The 14,299-nt window shown below is 55.0% G+C and carries 16 protein-coding genes; 9 read left to right on the top strand and 7 right to left on the bottom strand.

Translation table 11 applies throughout. The annotated features are described in order from the left end of the window. Positions 1-11: 11 nt before the first annotated feature. The 7 genes from gutQ to srlA all read right to left on the bottom strand — a co-directional run bounded on the left by gutQ (position 12) and on the right by srlA (position 4,934). Positions 12-977, bottom strand: a complete 966-nt coding sequence (gene gutQ, locus ACLW56_RS11470) for an arabinose-5-phosphate isomerase GutQ (protein ID WP_330983902.1) — start codon at positions 975-977, stop codon at positions 12-14. Further along, a complete protein-coding gene (srlR, locus tag ACLW56_RS11465; RefSeq protein WP_330983901.1) occupies positions 970-1,743 on the bottom strand; it encodes a glucitol operon DNA-binding transcriptional repressor SrlR in 774 nt (257 codons plus the stop codon). The genes gutQ and srlR overlap by 8 nt, the downstream gene beginning before the upstream one ends. 63 nt (positions 1,744-1,806) lie before the next feature. Next, positions 1,807-2,166: a transcriptional regulator GutM gene (gene gutM / locus ACLW56_RS11460; RefSeq protein WP_330983900.1), complete on the bottom strand. Its 360-nt coding sequence runs from the start codon at positions 2,164-2,166 to the stop codon at positions 1,807-1,809. Between the two features lie 68 nt (positions 2,167-2,234). Further along, positions 2,235-3,014, bottom strand: a complete 780-nt coding sequence (gene srlD / locus ACLW56_RS11455; RefSeq protein WP_330983899.1) for a sorbitol-6-phosphate dehydrogenase — start codon at positions 3,012-3,014, stop codon at positions 2,235-2,237. A gap of 15 nt (positions 3,015-3,029) precedes the next feature. Continuing rightward, on the bottom strand, positions 3,030-3,392 hold the full coding sequence (srlB, locus tag ACLW56_RS11450; RefSeq protein WP_330983898.1) for a PTS glucitol/sorbitol transporter subunit IIA: 363 nt from the start codon (positions 3,390-3,392) through the stop codon (positions 3,030-3,032). Positions 3,393-3,402: 10 nt separating this feature from the next. Further along, entirely contained in the window at positions 3,403-4,374 is a 972-nt protein-coding gene (locus ACLW56_RS11445; protein ID WP_330983897.1) for a PTS glucitol/sorbitol transporter subunit IIB, read from the bottom strand. After that, on the bottom strand, positions 4,371-4,934 hold the full coding sequence (gene srlA, locus ACLW56_RS11440) for a PTS glucitol/sorbitol transporter subunit IIC (protein WP_330983896.1): 564 nt from the start codon (positions 4,932-4,934) through the stop codon (positions 4,371-4,373). The genes ACLW56_RS11445 and srlA overlap by 4 nt, the downstream gene beginning before the upstream one ends. Positions 4,935-5,190: 256 nt before the next feature. Between srlA and mltB the strand changes: the two genes are divergently transcribed. The 9 genes from mltB to alaS all read left to right on the top strand — a co-directional run bounded on the left by mltB (position 5,191) and on the right by alaS (position 14,155). Next, positions 5,191-6,270, top strand: a complete 1,080-nt coding sequence (gene mltB, locus ACLW56_RS11435) for a lytic murein transglycosylase B (protein WP_330983895.1) — start codon at positions 5,191-5,193, stop codon at positions 6,268-6,270. A gap of 112 nt (positions 6,271-6,382) precedes the next feature. Continuing rightward, a complete protein-coding gene (locus ACLW56_RS11430; RefSeq protein WP_330983943.1) occupies positions 6,383-6,508 on the top strand; it encodes a hypothetical protein in 126 nt (41 codons plus the stop codon). Then, positions 6,505-7,182, top strand: a complete 678-nt coding sequence (locus ACLW56_RS11425) for a metal ABC transporter ATP-binding protein (RefSeq protein WP_330983894.1) — start codon at positions 6,505-6,507, stop codon at positions 7,180-7,182. The genes ACLW56_RS11430 and ACLW56_RS11425 overlap by 4 nt, the downstream gene beginning before the upstream one ends. Then, positions 7,179-8,039, top strand: a complete 861-nt coding sequence (locus ACLW56_RS11420) for a metal ABC transporter permease (RefSeq protein WP_330983893.1) — start codon at positions 7,179-7,181, stop codon at positions 8,037-8,039. Before ACLW56_RS11425 ends, ACLW56_RS11420 begins: the two co-directional genes overlap by 4 nt. Before the next feature lie 15 nt (positions 8,040-8,054). Continuing rightward, positions 8,055-8,933, top strand: a complete 879-nt coding sequence (locus ACLW56_RS11415) for a metal ABC transporter substrate-binding protein (RefSeq protein ID WP_330983939.1) — start codon at positions 8,055-8,057, stop codon at positions 8,931-8,933. A 134-nt stretch (positions 8,934-9,067) separates the two neighbouring features. Further along, on the top strand, positions 9,068-9,565 hold the full coding sequence (gene pncC / locus ACLW56_RS11410; protein WP_330983892.1) for a nicotinamide-nucleotide amidase: 498 nt from the start codon (positions 9,068-9,070) through the stop codon (positions 9,563-9,565). A 73-nt stretch (positions 9,566-9,638) separates the two neighbouring features. After that, complete coding sequence (gene recA / locus ACLW56_RS11405; protein ID WP_330983891.1) at positions 9,639-10,697, top strand: recombinase RecA; 1,059 nt, start codon at positions 9,639-9,641, stop codon at positions 10,695-10,697. A 196-nt stretch (positions 10,698-10,893) separates the two neighbouring features. Beyond that, a complete protein-coding gene (gene recX, locus ACLW56_RS11400; protein WP_330983890.1) occupies positions 10,894-11,394 on the top strand; it encodes a recombination regulator RecX in 501 nt (166 codons plus the stop codon). Positions 11,395-11,527: 133 nt separating this feature from the next. Further along, complete coding sequence (gene alaS, locus ACLW56_RS11395) at positions 11,528-14,155, top strand: alanine--tRNA ligase (protein ID WP_330983889.1); 2,628 nt, start codon at positions 11,528-11,530, stop codon at positions 14,153-14,155. Positions 14,156-14,299: the final 144 nt, after the last annotated feature.

The raw sequence follows: 14,299 nt of genomic DNA, 5'->3' as shown, positions 1-14,299 counted from the left end.
ATGCTGAAAGCTTAGAGAATGCCTGCCTGGTAGAAATCCTGCAGGTTGATTGCGCCGCAAAGGTGACCGTTTTTATCGACTACCGGCGCGGCCGCAATTTTGCGTTTCATCAGTTCGTCTTTGGCATCTACTGCGCGGCTGTCTGCTTCGAGCGTCACGCCGCCTTGGGTCATCGCTTCTGACACGGCAGCTTCCAGCTTGCCGCCACCGACCAGCCAGCGACGCAAATCGCCATCAGTGAACACGCCTTTGACCCTTGCGCTGTTATCACACACGGCAACCAGACCCAGCCCGGTGCGGCTTAATTCCAGCATCGCGTCCATCACGCTTGTCGTCAGTTTGACCTGCGGGATCTGGTCGTCGGTGCGCATCAGGTGATGAACTTTGTTCAGCAGCCGCGCGCCTAACGCTCCCGCAGGATGAGAACGGGCAAAATCTTCTTCGTTAAAACCACGTGCCTGCATGACGGCCATCGCCAGTGCATCGCCCATCATCAGGGTATTGACGGTGCTTGATGTTGGGGCCAGATGCATCGGGCAGGCTTCGCGCTCAACGGCGATATCCAGCACGGCTGCCGCCGCAAGGCCCAACGGGGAACCCGGTTTGCCGGTCATTGCCAGCAGGGTTACCGATTTCTCTTTCAGGCGCGGCACGATGAAATCCAGCTCTTTCGCCGTGCCGGAATAGGAGATAAACAGCATCACATCGCGGCTTTCAATCATGCCTAAGTCGCCGTGCAGCGCTTCGGCCGGGTGAACGAAGAACGCGGGCGTTCCGGTGCTGGCGAGCGTGGCGGCGATCTTTTTGCCGATATGTCCGGATTTGCCAATCCCGGCGACGATCACTTTGCCTTTGCACTCCAGCAGCGCCTTCGCGGCGCGAACAAATTCATCACCCAGACGATCCGGCAGGCGGCTTGCTTCTTCCAGTTCGATTTGCAGGGTCTGACGACCGGCGTTCAACAGCAGGTTATTCATGACGTTCTCCGGTGATAATGACGTTAATGCCTTTGGCTTCCAGCGCTTGTTTAAAGGTCGGTTCGATGCCTGCATCGGTGATCAGGGTGTCGACGCTTTCCAGGCTGCAAACAATGTTCGGGCTTTTGCGACCAAACTTGGACGAGTCCGCCATCAGAATGACTTCGCGGGCCGCATTGCACATGGCTTTGCTGACGCTGAACACTTCGTTGAAGGTAGTAACGCCCGCGTTCAAATCGATGCCGTCGGTGCCCATAAACAGCTTGTCGAAGCTGAAATGCTCAAAGGCATTTTCCGCCAATTGTCCGTGAAAAGAGGCGGATTTCTTACGGAATGTGCCGCCTGGCATCAGAATGGTTTGTTCGTTATCGAATTCAGAAAGGGCGTTGACGATATGCAGGCTGTTGGTCATCACGGTGATGTTGTTGAAGCGGCTCAGCATCGGCACCATCTGCAACACGGTGCTGCCAGCATCGAGGATTATCGAGTCGCCATCATGAATAAAGGCCACGGCGGCTTCGGCGATGAGCTGTTTCTGAGAGGTGTTGATCAGCGTTTTGTGGTCAATAGGCGGATCGGCTTCATCTTTATTGAGCACCACGCCCCCGTAAGTACGGATCACCGCGCCGGTGTTTTCCAGCGCGACTAAGTCTTTGCGGATGGTGGTGCCGGTGGTGTCAAAGTAAAGGGCTAAGTCCTCTACCGAGCATTTTCCCTGCTTTTGCAGGTGCTCGATAATGGCCGCCTGGCGCTGCCGTGGTTTCATGGGCGCTGAGTTCCTTAAGTTGCGAAATGATAATTTCGCAAGCTTAGAGCGTTTACAACGAAATTATCTGTGTTTCAGTTTAAGCGCTAATGATAGAGCATTCTGACAGCTCTGATCATGGGGAAAGATCACATCAGGCTCGATTTGCCCGAACAACTGCCCTTTGATCGCCTCAATTTTTCGGGTTCGGGCGAAGACGGTTATCCCGCGCATGATCAGTGAATCGGAAATTATCCCCTGTTGATCGACGGCGACCGCGATGACGACTCGTGGCTTAAAGCGCCCGCCAGAACGGCCCACGCCGATGCGGCCAAGCTGTGCGAGCTGGTCGAAAGCCTGATTGAACCGATGAATTTGCCAGCCGCCCAGCGCCAGTTGGCAAATCCAGGCGATAGCGGCAACGGTGATAAGAGCGGTGACCATAGGTTTCTCCAGATTGTTAACGTTCACATTGCCCGGCAGCACTGTGTTTGTGCCGCCGGGAAACACTGTCAGAACATCACTTGCCCACCGGTCACATTGATAGACTGCCCGGTGCAGTAAGAGGCTTTGTCACTGGCATAGAACAGCAGTGTGTTGAGCACATCCTGATAATCACAGCCACGCTTGAGCGGCACTTTATCGATGTAATACTGCTCCACTTCTTCCGGCTTGATGCCAAGCTTGGTGGCATATTGCGGAAGCAGAGACTGGAACATCGGCGATTTCAGCAGGTTGCCGAGCATCAGCGCGTGAACAGTTATCCCGTATTCCGCTAAATCCAACGCCAGAGATTGCGTCAGGCCCACTCCGCCGAATTTTGCCGCGCTGTAGCCGGAGTTGTGTTTACTGCCCACTTTGCCGGATTTCGAGTTGATCTGAATGATGCGTCCCTGAATGCCGTCGCGGATCATCAGACGGGAAAACTCGCGAGCGCAGAGGAAATACCCCACCAGATTCACCTGCAACGCGCGGTCAAAATCGCCCAGTGCGACGTCACTAATAAAACCAGCTTTGGCAATTCCGGCACTGTAGACCAGCAAATCGACGCGGTTAAAAATCTCATCCACGCCGTGCGCCAGCGCCATCACGCTTTGCTCGCTGGTGGCATCGGCACCAAACCCGTAAGCCACGCCTTCGCCAAACTCCTGATTAATGGCACTGGCAACCCGGGCTGCTTTTTCGCTTTGAATATCGACCACCGCAACGCGATAGCCTTCTGCGGCCAGCCCACGGCACAGGAACTCCCCTAAGGTTTGTCCTCCACCAATGACAACGGCAACCTGATTCATCCTTCTCTCCTTAAATTATGCAACGAATGTGAGTGTGCAGCCGGCGGCGAGCGCCTGTGGCACGGGGCCGTCTACGTGGACGGTGCCCGGATATTCCGCTTCATGCTGTCCATCGAAGCGCAGCGTAATGTGGCCAAGTTCGCGCAGGTTCTGCTCGGCCACATCACCGACGGCGGTGACCGGATAATGTTTGCCGCCTAGCCGTAACTCGCCGCCGGGCAGCAGGGCGCCGCTGAGCGTGCCGTGACAGTGAATGAAGCAATATTCTTCAATGTCGGCCGGTGCGCCTTCGCGAAAGGTAATGAGCATGCTGTCGCCCAGCGCCTCGCGGGCGCTTTGGCCAATGCGGGTGATAGTGGTCTGATAAATGACGGACATCGGTCACTCCTTATTGATAGATAAAGCCAGAGACAAACCAGGCAATCAGCACCGTTGGTGCGCCGGTGAGAAAACGGCTGACCAGCACGGAAGGCACGCCCACGCGAACGGTGTCCTGTCTGGCTTCGGCAAGCGAAAGCCCAACGGGGATAAAGTCGCAGGCCGCCTGGGCGTTAATAGCAAAAAGAGCGGGCAGGGCGAGGTGCGGGGGAATATGCCCAAGCCCGATTTGTACCCCAATCAGCACGCCGATAACCTGCGCAATCACAGCACCTGGGCCGAGGAAAGGTGAAAGCAGCGGGAAGGAACAAATGAGTGCCAGCGTCACCAGACCGAGTGGGTGGCTGGCGAGCGGAGCGAGACCGTGCGCTATCCAGTCGCCAAGCCCGGAAGCCATGATGATGCCGATCAGCGCCGAAACGAACGCCATAAACGGTAGGATCGTCTTCAGTACGGTATCGATGGTGTCGCGACCGGACTGGAATAACACAGCCACCGCAGACCCCATTCCCATGCCCACTTTCGCCAGCAGCCCATCACTCTGTTCTGTAATTTTTTTGCTGGTGTCGTACTCACGCGGCGCAGTGCTGGCACGAGAGCTTTGCGGCGTAGCGGAGCCTTCCATGAGCTGAATGTTTTCCACTTTCACGCCAGAAACATAAATATCCTCAACGATGTACTGCGCCATCGGCCCGGATTTTCCGGTCGAGTGAATGTTGATGGTAGGAATGCGCCGTTTGGGATAGAGGCCACAGCGCAACGTGCCGCCGCAGTCGATAACCGCCACGCCAATTTCTGCTTCTGCGGGCTCGCCTTCCTTAAAGCCGTCTACCGCTTGCCAGCCGGTGAGTTCCACCAGTCTGTCGACGATGGCCGGACGGGTGCCAGCAGTGATGTAAACAATCTTTTTCCCTTCGATAACGTCCAGCTCCAGCGGGCCACCCCAGCCGCTGGTGCCTTTTTCAATACGGATGCGGCTCATGCTGTGGCTCCTGAAAGGCGAACGGTTTGTTCAAGCTGAATCCCCATTTTTCGCTCGAAAATGGCGGTGGTCAGATCGGTGACCCAGCCACGGAAGAAGTTGGTCACCAGACCGACCAACAAATAGCTCACGGCCAGCGGACCAAGGGGAAGACCCAGTGTGGTTAAGCCGCTGGCAATGCCGAGGTACACGAACAATTCGCCCGGGTTGATGTGAGGAAACAGACCGTTCATCGAATGACAGCTGTAAGAGGCTGCGGCGTAATAGCTGGGTTTGTAGCGCTCCGGCATAAAACGCCCAAGGCTCAACGTCATCGGGTTACAAAACACAAATGTGCCGATGAAGGGCAAAACCAGATAACGAGAAACAGGGTTGCCCGCACAGCGTTGAGCAAATCTTTCAATGCGGGCAGGGCCGATAAAGTTGATCAGCGCGTTCATGATAACCAGCAGGCTGATCAGCAGCGGCAGGATCCCGGTCACCATCCCGGTAAACACTTCCCCGCCCTTCTGAAACAGCCCGATGAACCACTCGGCGCCATGGGTAATGGTTTCGATCATTGTTCTCTCCTGTGTGTGTTCTTGTGCAACTGGCTGCAATAATAATCACTTTGAAAGGTTTTAATGTGTTAATTAGATCTCAAAATGAAAGATAAAATAATCATTGTGAAAGATTGTGGTGAAATACCAGGAGGAGAGTGACGAGAGAGGAAGCGTAAAAATGAAAGATTTGTTTTTAATGCAGGTAGCGCTTCCTTGCAGACTTCGGGATGCTTTACCATGATTGCCTTTGCTGAAATTGCTAAATGGATGTCACATGTTGAAGCGTCGTTATCTGACCTTACTCCCACTCTGCGTGCTGGTTGCGGCCTGTAGCAGCAAACCGAAAACGGCGGAAGCGCCTACGGCAACCCCGTCCTCCGGGGGCTTTTTGCTGGAGCCGCAGCACAACGTCACGATGATGGGCGGCGACTTTGCGAATAACCCGGCGGCGGAGCAGTTTATTGATTCGATGGTCAGCAAACATGGCTTTGATCGTCAGCAACTGCATGAAATCCTTTCGCAGGCGAAACGTCTGGATTACGTGCTGCGCCTGATGGACAGGCAGGCACCGACGGCGCAGGTACCAACAGGGCCGAATGGCGCGTGGTTGCGCTATCGCAAACAGTTCATCACCCCAGATAACGTGCAAAACGGCGTGGCTTTCTGGAATCAGTATCAGGATGCGCTGACCCGCGCGTGGCAGGTCTACGGCGTGCCGCCGGAAATCATCGTCGGCATTATTGGGGTGGAAACCCGCTGGGGTCGCGTGATGGGCAAAACCCGCATCCTCGACGCGCTGGCGACGCTCTCCTTCAACTATCCTCGCCGTGCGCAGTATTTCTCTGGCGAGCTGGAAACTTTCCTGTTGATGGCGCGTGATGAGCAGGACGACCCGCTGGATCTGAAAGGCTCCTTCGCAGGCGCAATGGGCTACGGTCAGTTCATGCCGTCTTCCTACAAACAGTATGCGGTGGACTTCAACGGTGACGGGCATATCAACCTGTGGGACCCGGAAGACGCTATCGGCAGCGTGGCTAACTACTTCAAACAGCATGGCTGGGTGAAGGGCGATCAGGTTGCCGTTCCGGCAATGGGTCAGGCGCCGGGTCTGGATAACGGCTTCAAAACGAATTACAGCATTTTGCAGCTTTCAGCGGCGGGCTTGTCTCCAACGCAATCTCTGGGCGATCATCAACAGGCAAGCTTGCTGCGTCTGGACGTGGGTACCGGCTACGAATACTGGTACGGCTTACCAAACTTCTACGCGATCACCCGCTACAACCACAGCACGCATTATGCGATGGCTGTCTGGCAACTTGGTCAGGCTGTCGCCATGGCTCGCGCTCAGCAGTAATGCCTTTTCCCCTCCTGCGGGAGGGGATTTCCGAAACATTCCGATACATCCCCGCTTCAGATCATCAATTTACAACGTCTCATGAACTCATTATTGTTATGTTATAACATATTTGTTTGAGTCGCTGACCATGTCGTTTTCCCTGTTTACCTCCTCCAGTTTGCTGCGCCTGGCTTTCGCCGTTGCGTTACTGACTTTGCTCTGGGTCGCCACCTGGTGGGCGGTGCTGTTGCCATGATTGCTTTGGATCATCTTGTCGCGGGTTACGACCGTCTTGCGATCACCCCGGCGCTTTGTGGCGTTATTGAAGAGGGCTCGCTGACCGCAATTGTCGGCGTGAATGGCTGCGGGAAATCAACGCTGCTCAAAACCCTGGCCGGATTTATCCCTGCCGTGAGCGGAAAAGTGCACTGGCAAAAACAGCGCCCGGTGATTGGCTGGCTGGCACAACGGCATGCGCTGGAGTCTCAGTTTCCCGTAACGGTAAAGGACGTTGTTAGCCAGGGCGCGTGGCCGCGAGTGTCACTGTTTCGTGGCGTGAGCGGCGAAATGCGTCGGCGTGTAGCCCAAGCGCTGGAGAGAGTAGGACTGACCGCGCTCACTGAGATGCCCATTGAAGCGCTTTCTGGCGGTCAGTTTCAGCGCATGCTTTTTGCCCGCGTGCTGGTACAACAAGCGCCGCTAGTGATGCTTGATGAGCCGTTCACCGGTATCGATGAGGCCACCAGTCAGCTGTTAATGGAGGTCATCCTCGACATGCATCGCGCCGGGCAAACGGTACTGGCGGTGTTACATGACAACCAGCGCGTTGCCCGTCACTTCCCTGAAACGCTGCTTCTTGAAGCGCAACACGCGCTTTGGGGGGCAACCGCGTCTGTGCTTCCGGCCTTTGACCACGCGAGGCGAGCATGATCTGGCACACTTTTTTCCAGCCTTTTATCGAATTTGGTTTTATGCGCCGTGCGCTGGTGGTGTGCCTCGCGTTATCGGTCAGCACCACGATGCTCGGTGTGTTCTTGCTGCTTCGTCGAATGAGCCTGATGGGCGATGCGCTTTCGCACGCGATATTGCCCGGCGTGGCGGTGGGATATCTGTTGAGCGGCATGTCGCTGCTGGCGATGACGATTGGCGGGTTTATCGCCGGAATCGCTGTGGCGCTGATTGCGGGCTGGGTTAGCCGCCGCACGCCGCTGAAAGAAGATGCCAGTTTCGCTGGCTTCTACCTGGGATCGCTGGCTTTGGGTGTCACACTGGTGTCGCTCCGGGGGTCAAGCGTCGATCTCCTCCATCTACTGTTTGGTTCCATTCTGGCTGTCGACAGCAACGCCGCGGTGTTTGTGTCTGCGGTTGCCAGCCTCACGCTCATCGCAATGGCCGTGCTGTATCGCGGCTTTGTCAGTGAAGCGTTCGACAGCGCCTGGCTGGAAGTCAACTCGCGCCGTTTACCGTCGTTGCTGCACGGCGTGTTTCTGGCGCTGCTGGTGATTAACCTGGTCGCCGGGTTTCAGGTATTGGGCACACTGATGGCCGTTGGCGTGATGATGCTTCCCGCGATTGCCGCTCGCTGCTGGGCGAGAACCTTACCTGTGATTTTGCTGTTTGCCGCAGTGAGCGGCGCATTCTGCGCCTGGCTCGGATTAAGTTTGTCCTGGTCGGCAAACCTGCCGGCAGGCCCTGCGATTGTGCTCACCGCCAGCCTGCTGTTTTTCATTTCGCTATTTTTTGGCACGCGTAGCCGGCTGGCTTTCAGCCTGCGAGCGCTTTTTTGATAAAGGGGAATAATGATGAAAAGAACGGGGTTTATTTTAGCGCTGGCGCTAGGGGCGCTCTCACCGGGCGTTATGGCAAAAACGCTCAATGTGGTCGCCAGTTTTTCGGTGCTCGGCGATATGGTGCAGCAAGTTGGGGGAGAACACGTGCACGTGGACACGCTTGTTGGCCCGGATGGTGACCCGCATACCTTTGAGCCTTCGCCAAAAGACAGCGTGCTTTTGAGTAAAGCAGATGTGGTGGTGGTCAATGGGCTGGGTCTTGAAGGCTGGCTGGACAGGCTGGTGAAAGCTTCGGGCTTCAAAGGCGAGCTGGTCGTCGCTTCACAAGGGGTGAAGACCCATACGCTTGATGAAGACGGAAAAGTTGTTACCGATCCTCATGCCTGGAACAGTGCCGCCAACGGGGCGCTGTATGCACAAAACATTCTTGCCGGGCTGGTGAAAGCCGATCCGCAAGATGAAGCGGCCCTCAACGCCAGTGGGCAGGCCTACATTGCGCAGCTCAAGCAAATTGATGGCTGGGCGAAGTCACGGTTTAGCGCTATCCCGGAAGCTAAGCGCAAAGTCCTGACCAGCCATGACGCCTTTGGTTACTTCGGGCGTGCTTACGGGGTGACTTTCATGGCTCCGCAAGGCTTGTCTTCAGAAAGTGAAGCCAGCGCGGCGCAGGTGGGCCAACTGATCAATCAGATTAAGGCTGACGGCGTGCAGACCTGGTTTATGGAAAACCAACTCGATCCACGCCTGGTGAAGCAGATTGCTTCTGCGACAGGCGCACAACCTGGCGGTGAGCTGTATCCGGAAGCGCTGTCAAAACCGGGCGGGGTGGCTGACAGCTACGTCAAAATGTTGCGTCATAATGTCGACTCCCTTGCCAATAGCATGAAGTAATTCTGAGATGCGCCCGGCACTTGTCGGGCGCTGTCGATTTTCCTGAACCCACCTCGTAAAACCATCACCTCGTCCCCCTTTTGATGTTGAAAGTGCTACTCTGTGACCCTCTTTTTCAGGCTTTGAGGATGACGATGAACGATCGTGAATTGATGACCCTGAGCGAACAGGTCGGGCTGGCGTTGAAGGCGCAGGGCGCAACCGTCACTACCGCAGAATCTTGCACCGGTGGCTGGATAGCCAAAGTCCTCACCGACATTTCAGGCAGTTCTGCCTGGTTTGAACGTAGCTTTGTGACCTACAGCAACGAAGCGAAATCGCAGATGATTGGCGTGCGTGAAGAGACATTGCTCAATCACGGCGCAGTCAGCGAACCGGTGGTGGTGGAGATGGCGATTGGCGCTTTACGGGCCGCTCGCGCGACGTATGCGCTGTCTGTCAGCGGCATTGCGGGCCCGGATGGCGGCAGCGAAGAAAAGCCCGTCGGTACCGTCTGGTTTGGCCTGGCCTGTGCGAATGGACAAGGCTTTACCCGGCAAGAATGCTTCGCAGGAGACCGTGAAGCCGTGCGGCGTCAGGCTACGACTTATGCCTTACAACTGCTGTGGCAACAATTTCTACAAAACACTTGATACTGTATGACCATACAGTATAATTGCGACAACAAAACAGAATTTACGCGGTAACACCCGGACAGGAGTAATAATGGCTATCGACGAAAACAAACAGAAAGCGTTGGCGGCAGCACTGGGCCAGATCGAAAAACAATTCGGTAAAGGCTCCATCATGCGCCTGGGTGAAGACCGTTCCATGGATGTGGAAACCATCTCCACCGGTTCGCTCTCTCTGGATATCGCATTGGGTGCCGGCGGCCTGCCGATGGGTCGTATTGTTGAGATTTACGGGCCGGAATCTTCCGGTAAAACTACGCTGACGCTGCAAGTGGTTGCGGCGGCACAGCGCGAAGGGAAAACCTGTGCGTTTATCGATGCGGAACACGCGCTGGACCCAGTGTATGCACGCAAACTGGGCGTTGATATCGATAACCTGCTGTGTTCCCAGCCAGACACCGGCGAACAAGCGCTGGAAATTTGTGACGCGCTGGCACGTTCTGGTGCGGTTGACGTCATCGTGGTTGACTCCGTAGCGGCGCTGACGCCGAAAGCGGAAATCGAAGGTGAAATCGGTGACTCTCACATGGGCCTCGCGGCACGTATGATGAGCCAGGCAATGCGTAAGCTGGCCGGTAACCTGAAGCAGTCTAATACTCTGCTTATCTTCATCAACCAGATCCGTATGAAAATTGGGGTGATGTTCGGTAACCCGGAAACTACCACTGGCGGTAACGCACTGAAATTCTATGCGTCTGTTCGTCTGGACATCCGTCGTATCGGCGCGGTGAAAGAGGGCGATAACGTCGTCGGTAGCGAAACCCGCGTGAAGGTTGTGAAGAACAAAATTGCTGCGCCGTTCAAACAGGCTGAATTCCAGATCCTCTACGGTGAAGGCATTAACTTCCTGGGCGAGCTGGTTGACCTGGGCGTGAAAGAGAAGCTGATCGAGAAAGCGGGCGCCTGGTACAGCTATAAAGGTGACAAAATTGGCCAGGGTAAAGCGAATGCTATCTCCTGGCTGAAAGAGAACCCGGCGGCAGCGAAAGAGATCGAGAAACAAGTTCGTGAACTGCTGCTGACCAATCAGGATGACAAACCCGCTTTCGTTCCTGACCAGGGCGACGTTGAAGAAACCCACGAAGATTTCTGATTACCCTCGATGCTAAAGCGGATTCCAACGCAGGGCAAAGAGGTGTCTTCCAGTAAAAAATAAGGAAAATCAATTTATTGATTTTCGGCTGATAGCCACAAAGAAGGAAAAACCACGCTTTTTCCTTCTTTGCCTGGATGTGAGGGCTGCTGATGCGGCCCTTTTGTCTTTTTACGACGCAGAAAAAAGGCGAGATATGTCTGAAAATTCACCTCGACGCTCGGCGTATTCAAGACTGCTGGACAGAGCGATTCGTATTCTTGCCATGCGAGACCACAGCGAGAAAGAACTGCGGCGAAAACTAGCCGCACCGGTGCTGACCAAAAACGGCCCGGAACCGATTGATGCTCCACCGGAAGATGTCGATAAAGTTGTTGCCTGGTGTCTGGAAAGCAGCTATCTCGATGATGTTCGTTTTACCCGCCAGTTTATTGCCAGCCGAAGCCGCAAAGGTTACGGCCCGGCGCGTATTCGTCAGGAATTGAACCAGAAAGGCATCAGCCGAAGCGATATCGATCAGGCGATGTTTGATTGCGAAATTGACTGGTTGCAGCTTGCTCGCGAACAGGCCCAGCGCAAATACGGCGAACCTCTGCCAACCGCCTTTGCTGAAAAAGTGAAAGTTCAGCGCTTTTTGCTCACCCGCGGCTATCTGATGGAGGATATACAGGGAATTTGGCGAAATTTTGCGGACTAAAGCACTCGGTATTTTACTTCCCTCCAAAGAAAACTTATCTTATTCCCACTTTATTTCTGCAAGGTTGCCTGATTGTGTAAAAACTGTTCAGATGCCGCCTGCTTCAATCCGTTAGCGTGATTCCAGGATAATTATGAGCAAGAGCACCGCTGAGATCCGTCAGGCGTTTCTCGACTTTTTCCATAGTAAGGGACATCAGGTAGTTGCCAGCAGCTCCCTGGTACCCAATAACGATCCAACTCTGCTGTTTACCAACGCCGGGATGAACCAGTTCAAGGATGTGTTCCTTGGTCTCGACAAACGTAATTATTCCCGCGCGACAACCTCGCAGCGCTGCGTGCGTGCCGGTGGTAAGCACAACGATCTGGAAAACGTCGGTTACACCGCACGTCATCATACTTTCTTCGAAATGCTGGGTAACTTCAGCTTCGGTGATTACTTCAAACACGATGCGATTCAATACGCGTGGGAACTGCTGACCGGTGAAAACTGGTTTGCTCTGCCTAAAGAGCGCCTGTGGGTCACCGTGTATGAAACCGATGACGAAGCTTTCGAAATCTGGGCCAACGAAGTGGGTGTTCCTCGCGAACGTATTATCCGCATCGGTGACAACAAAGGCGCAGCGTACGCTTCTGACAACTTCTGGCAGATGGGTGATACTGGCCCTTGCGGTCCTTGCACTGAAATCTTCTTCGATCATGGTGACCATATCTGGGGTGGCCCTCCGGGAAGCCCGGAAGAAGACGGTGACCGTTACATCGAAATCTGGAATATCGTGTTCATGCAGTTCAACCGTCAGGCTGACGGCACCATGGAACCGCTGCCGAAGCCGTCCGTGGACACCGGCATGGGTCTGGAGCGTATCGCTGCTGTCCTGCAACACGTGAACTCCAACTATGAAATCGACCTGTTCCGCACCCTGATTCAGGCTGTGGCGAAAGAGACCGGTGCAACCGATCTCAGCAACAAATCGCTGCGCGTTATCGCTGACCACATTCGTTCTTGCGCATTCCTGATTGCGGATGGCGTTATTCCGTCCAACGAAAACCGTGGCTACGTGCTGCGTCGCATCATCCGTCGTGCCATCCGCCACGGAAACATGCTGGGCGCGAAAGAGAGCTTCTTCTGGAAACTGGTTGGCCCATTGGTTGAAGTCATGGGGTCTGCCGGTGAAGAGCTGAAGCGTCAGCAGGCGCAGGTAGAGCAGGTTCTGAAAACCGAAGAAGAACAGTTTGCCCGTACGCTTGAGCGTGGTCTGGCGCTGCTCGACGAAGAACTGGCGAAGCTGAAAGGCGACACGCTGGATGGCGAAACGGCTTTCCGCCTGTACGATACCTACGGTTTCCCGGTTGACCTGACGGCAGACGTTTGCCGTGAGCGCAACCTCAAAGTCGATGAAGCTGGCTTTGAAGCCGCCATGGAAGAACAGCGCCGTCGTGCGCGTGAATCCAGCGGTTTTGGCGCAGACTACAACGCGATGATCCGCGTTGACAGCGCCTCTGAATTTAAAGGCTATGACCATCTGGAACTGAACGGCAAAGTCACTGCGCTGTTTGTCGAGGGTAAAGCGGTAGACAGCATTGCTGCAGGTCAGGATGCGGTTGTTGTTCTGGACCAGACGCCGTTCTACGCGGAATCGGGTGGTCAGGTAGGCGATAAAGGTGAACTGAAAGGCGCAGGCTTTGCTTTTGCTGTTCAGGACACCCAGAAATACGGCCAGGCCATCGGTCATCTCGGCAAGCTGAGCAGCGGTTCCCTGAAAGTGGGTGATGCTGTGCAGGCAGACGTTGATGAAGCACGTCGTGCCCGTATTCTGCTGAACCACTCTGCCACGCACCTGATGCATGCAGCACTTCGCCAGGTACTCGGTACGCATGTGGCGCAGAAAGGCTCTCTGGTGAATGACAAAGCGCTGCGCTTTGACTTCTCTCACTTCGAAGCGATGAAGCCGGAAGAAATTCGTGCAGTGGAAGATCTGGTCAACGCCCAGATTCGCCGCAACCTGCCGATTGAAACCAACGTCATGGAACTCGAAGACGCGAAAGCAAAAGGCGCGATGGCGCTGTTCGGCGAGAAATACGACGAGCGTGTACGTGTGCTGAGCATGGGCGATTTCTCCACTGAGCTGTGCGGCGGTACTCACGCTTCTCGCACCGGTGATATCGGCCTGTTCCGCATCACGTCTGAATCAGGTACAGCGGCAGGTGTTCGCCGTATCGAGGCGGTGACCGGTGAAGGCGCAATCGCCAGCCTGCACGCGCAGAGCGATGTGCTGAGTGATGTGGCGCAACTGCTGAAAGGCGACAGTCACAACCTGAGCGACAAAGTGCGTTCTGTGATGGAGCGTACTCGTCAGTTGGAAAAAGAGCTTCAGCAGCTGAAAGAACAAGCTGCCGCGCAGGAGAGTGCAAACCTCTCCAGCAAAGCTGAAGAGATCAATGGCGTGAAACTGCTGGTCAGTGAACTGGCGGGTGTTGAGCCGAAGATGCTGCGTACTATGGTTGACGATCTGAAGAACCAGTTAGGTTCCACGATTGTGGTACTGGCCACGGTAGCAGACGATAAGGTTTCTCTGATTGCGGGCGTTTCTAAGGATGTCACGGATCGCGTGAAAGCAGGGGATCTGGTTGGTATGGTCGCCCAGCAGGTGGGCGGTAAAGGGGGCGGTCGTCCTGATATGGCGCAAGCCGGCGGTACGGATGCAGCGGCTCTCCCGGCCGCACTGGCCAGCGTGAAAGGCTGGGTCAGCGCAAAACTGTAATAACTATAAACGCGGCAGACGCCAAAATCCTTGGGTTCTGGCGTCTTGCAATAGCAAGACTGACAACGATAAAGTCAGGTTGAAATTGTGTAAATCGGCTAAACTTACGTTTAACAGAATGTAATGCCGTGACTGCTTACACGT

Source organism: Pantoea sp. sgz302252, assembly GCF_047713085.1.
Lineage (GTDB): Bacteria > Pseudomonadota > Gammaproteobacteria > Enterobacterales > Enterobacteriaceae > Scandinavium.
Note: the sequence above shows the minus strand (reverse complement) of the source record. Positions and strands in the feature narration are given on the sequence as shown.

Bases quoted from the DNA above. Each gene is read 5' to 3' on its own strand.
- gutQ (WP_330983902.1), bottom strand. From the start codon at position 977: ATGAATAACCTGCTGTTGAACGCCGGTCGTCAGACCCTGCAAATCGAA.
- srlR (WP_330983901.1), bottom strand. From the start codon at position 1,743: ATGAAACCACGGCAGCGCCAGGCGGCCATTATCGAGCACCTGCAAAAG.
- gutM (WP_330983900.1), bottom strand. From the start codon at position 2,166: ATGGTCACCGCTCTTATCACCGTTGCCGCTATCGCCTGGATTTGCCAA.
- srlD (WP_330983899.1), bottom strand. From the start codon at position 3,014: ATGAATCAGGTTGCCGTTGTCATTGGTGGAGGACAAACCTTAGGGGAG.
- srlB (WP_330983898.1), bottom strand. From the start codon at position 3,392: ATGTCCGTCATTTATCAGACCACTATCACCCGCATTGGCCAAAGCGCC.
- ACLW56_RS11445 (WP_330983897.1), bottom strand. From the start codon at position 4,374: ATGAGCCGCATCCGTATTGAAAAAGGCACCAGCGGCTGGGGTGGCCCG.
- srlA (WP_330983896.1), bottom strand. From the start codon at position 4,934: ATGATCGAAACCATTACCCATGGCGCCGAGTGGTTCATCGGGCTGTTT.
- mltB (WP_330983895.1), top strand. From the start codon at position 5,191: ATGTTGAAGCGTCGTTATCTGACCTTACTCCCACTCTGCGTGCTGGTT.
- ACLW56_RS11425 (WP_330983894.1), top strand. From the start codon at position 6,505: ATGATTGCTTTGGATCATCTTGTCGCGGGTTACGACCGTCTTGCGATC.
- ACLW56_RS11420 (WP_330983893.1), top strand. From the start codon at position 7,179: ATGATCTGGCACACTTTTTTCCAGCCTTTTATCGAATTTGGTTTTATG.
- ACLW56_RS11415 (WP_330983939.1), top strand. From the start codon at position 8,055: ATGAAAAGAACGGGGTTTATTTTAGCGCTGGCGCTAGGGGCGCTCTCA.
- pncC (WP_330983892.1), top strand. From the start codon at position 9,068: ATGAACGATCGTGAATTGATGACCCTGAGCGAACAGGTCGGGCTGGCG.
- recA (WP_330983891.1), top strand. From the start codon at position 9,639: ATGGCTATCGACGAAAACAAACAGAAAGCGTTGGCGGCAGCACTGGGC.
- recX (WP_330983890.1), top strand. From the start codon at position 10,894: ATGTCTGAAAATTCACCTCGACGCTCGGCGTATTCAAGACTGCTGGAC.
- alaS (WP_330983889.1), top strand. From the start codon at position 11,528: ATGAGCAAGAGCACCGCTGAGATCCGTCAGGCGTTTCTCGACTTTTTC.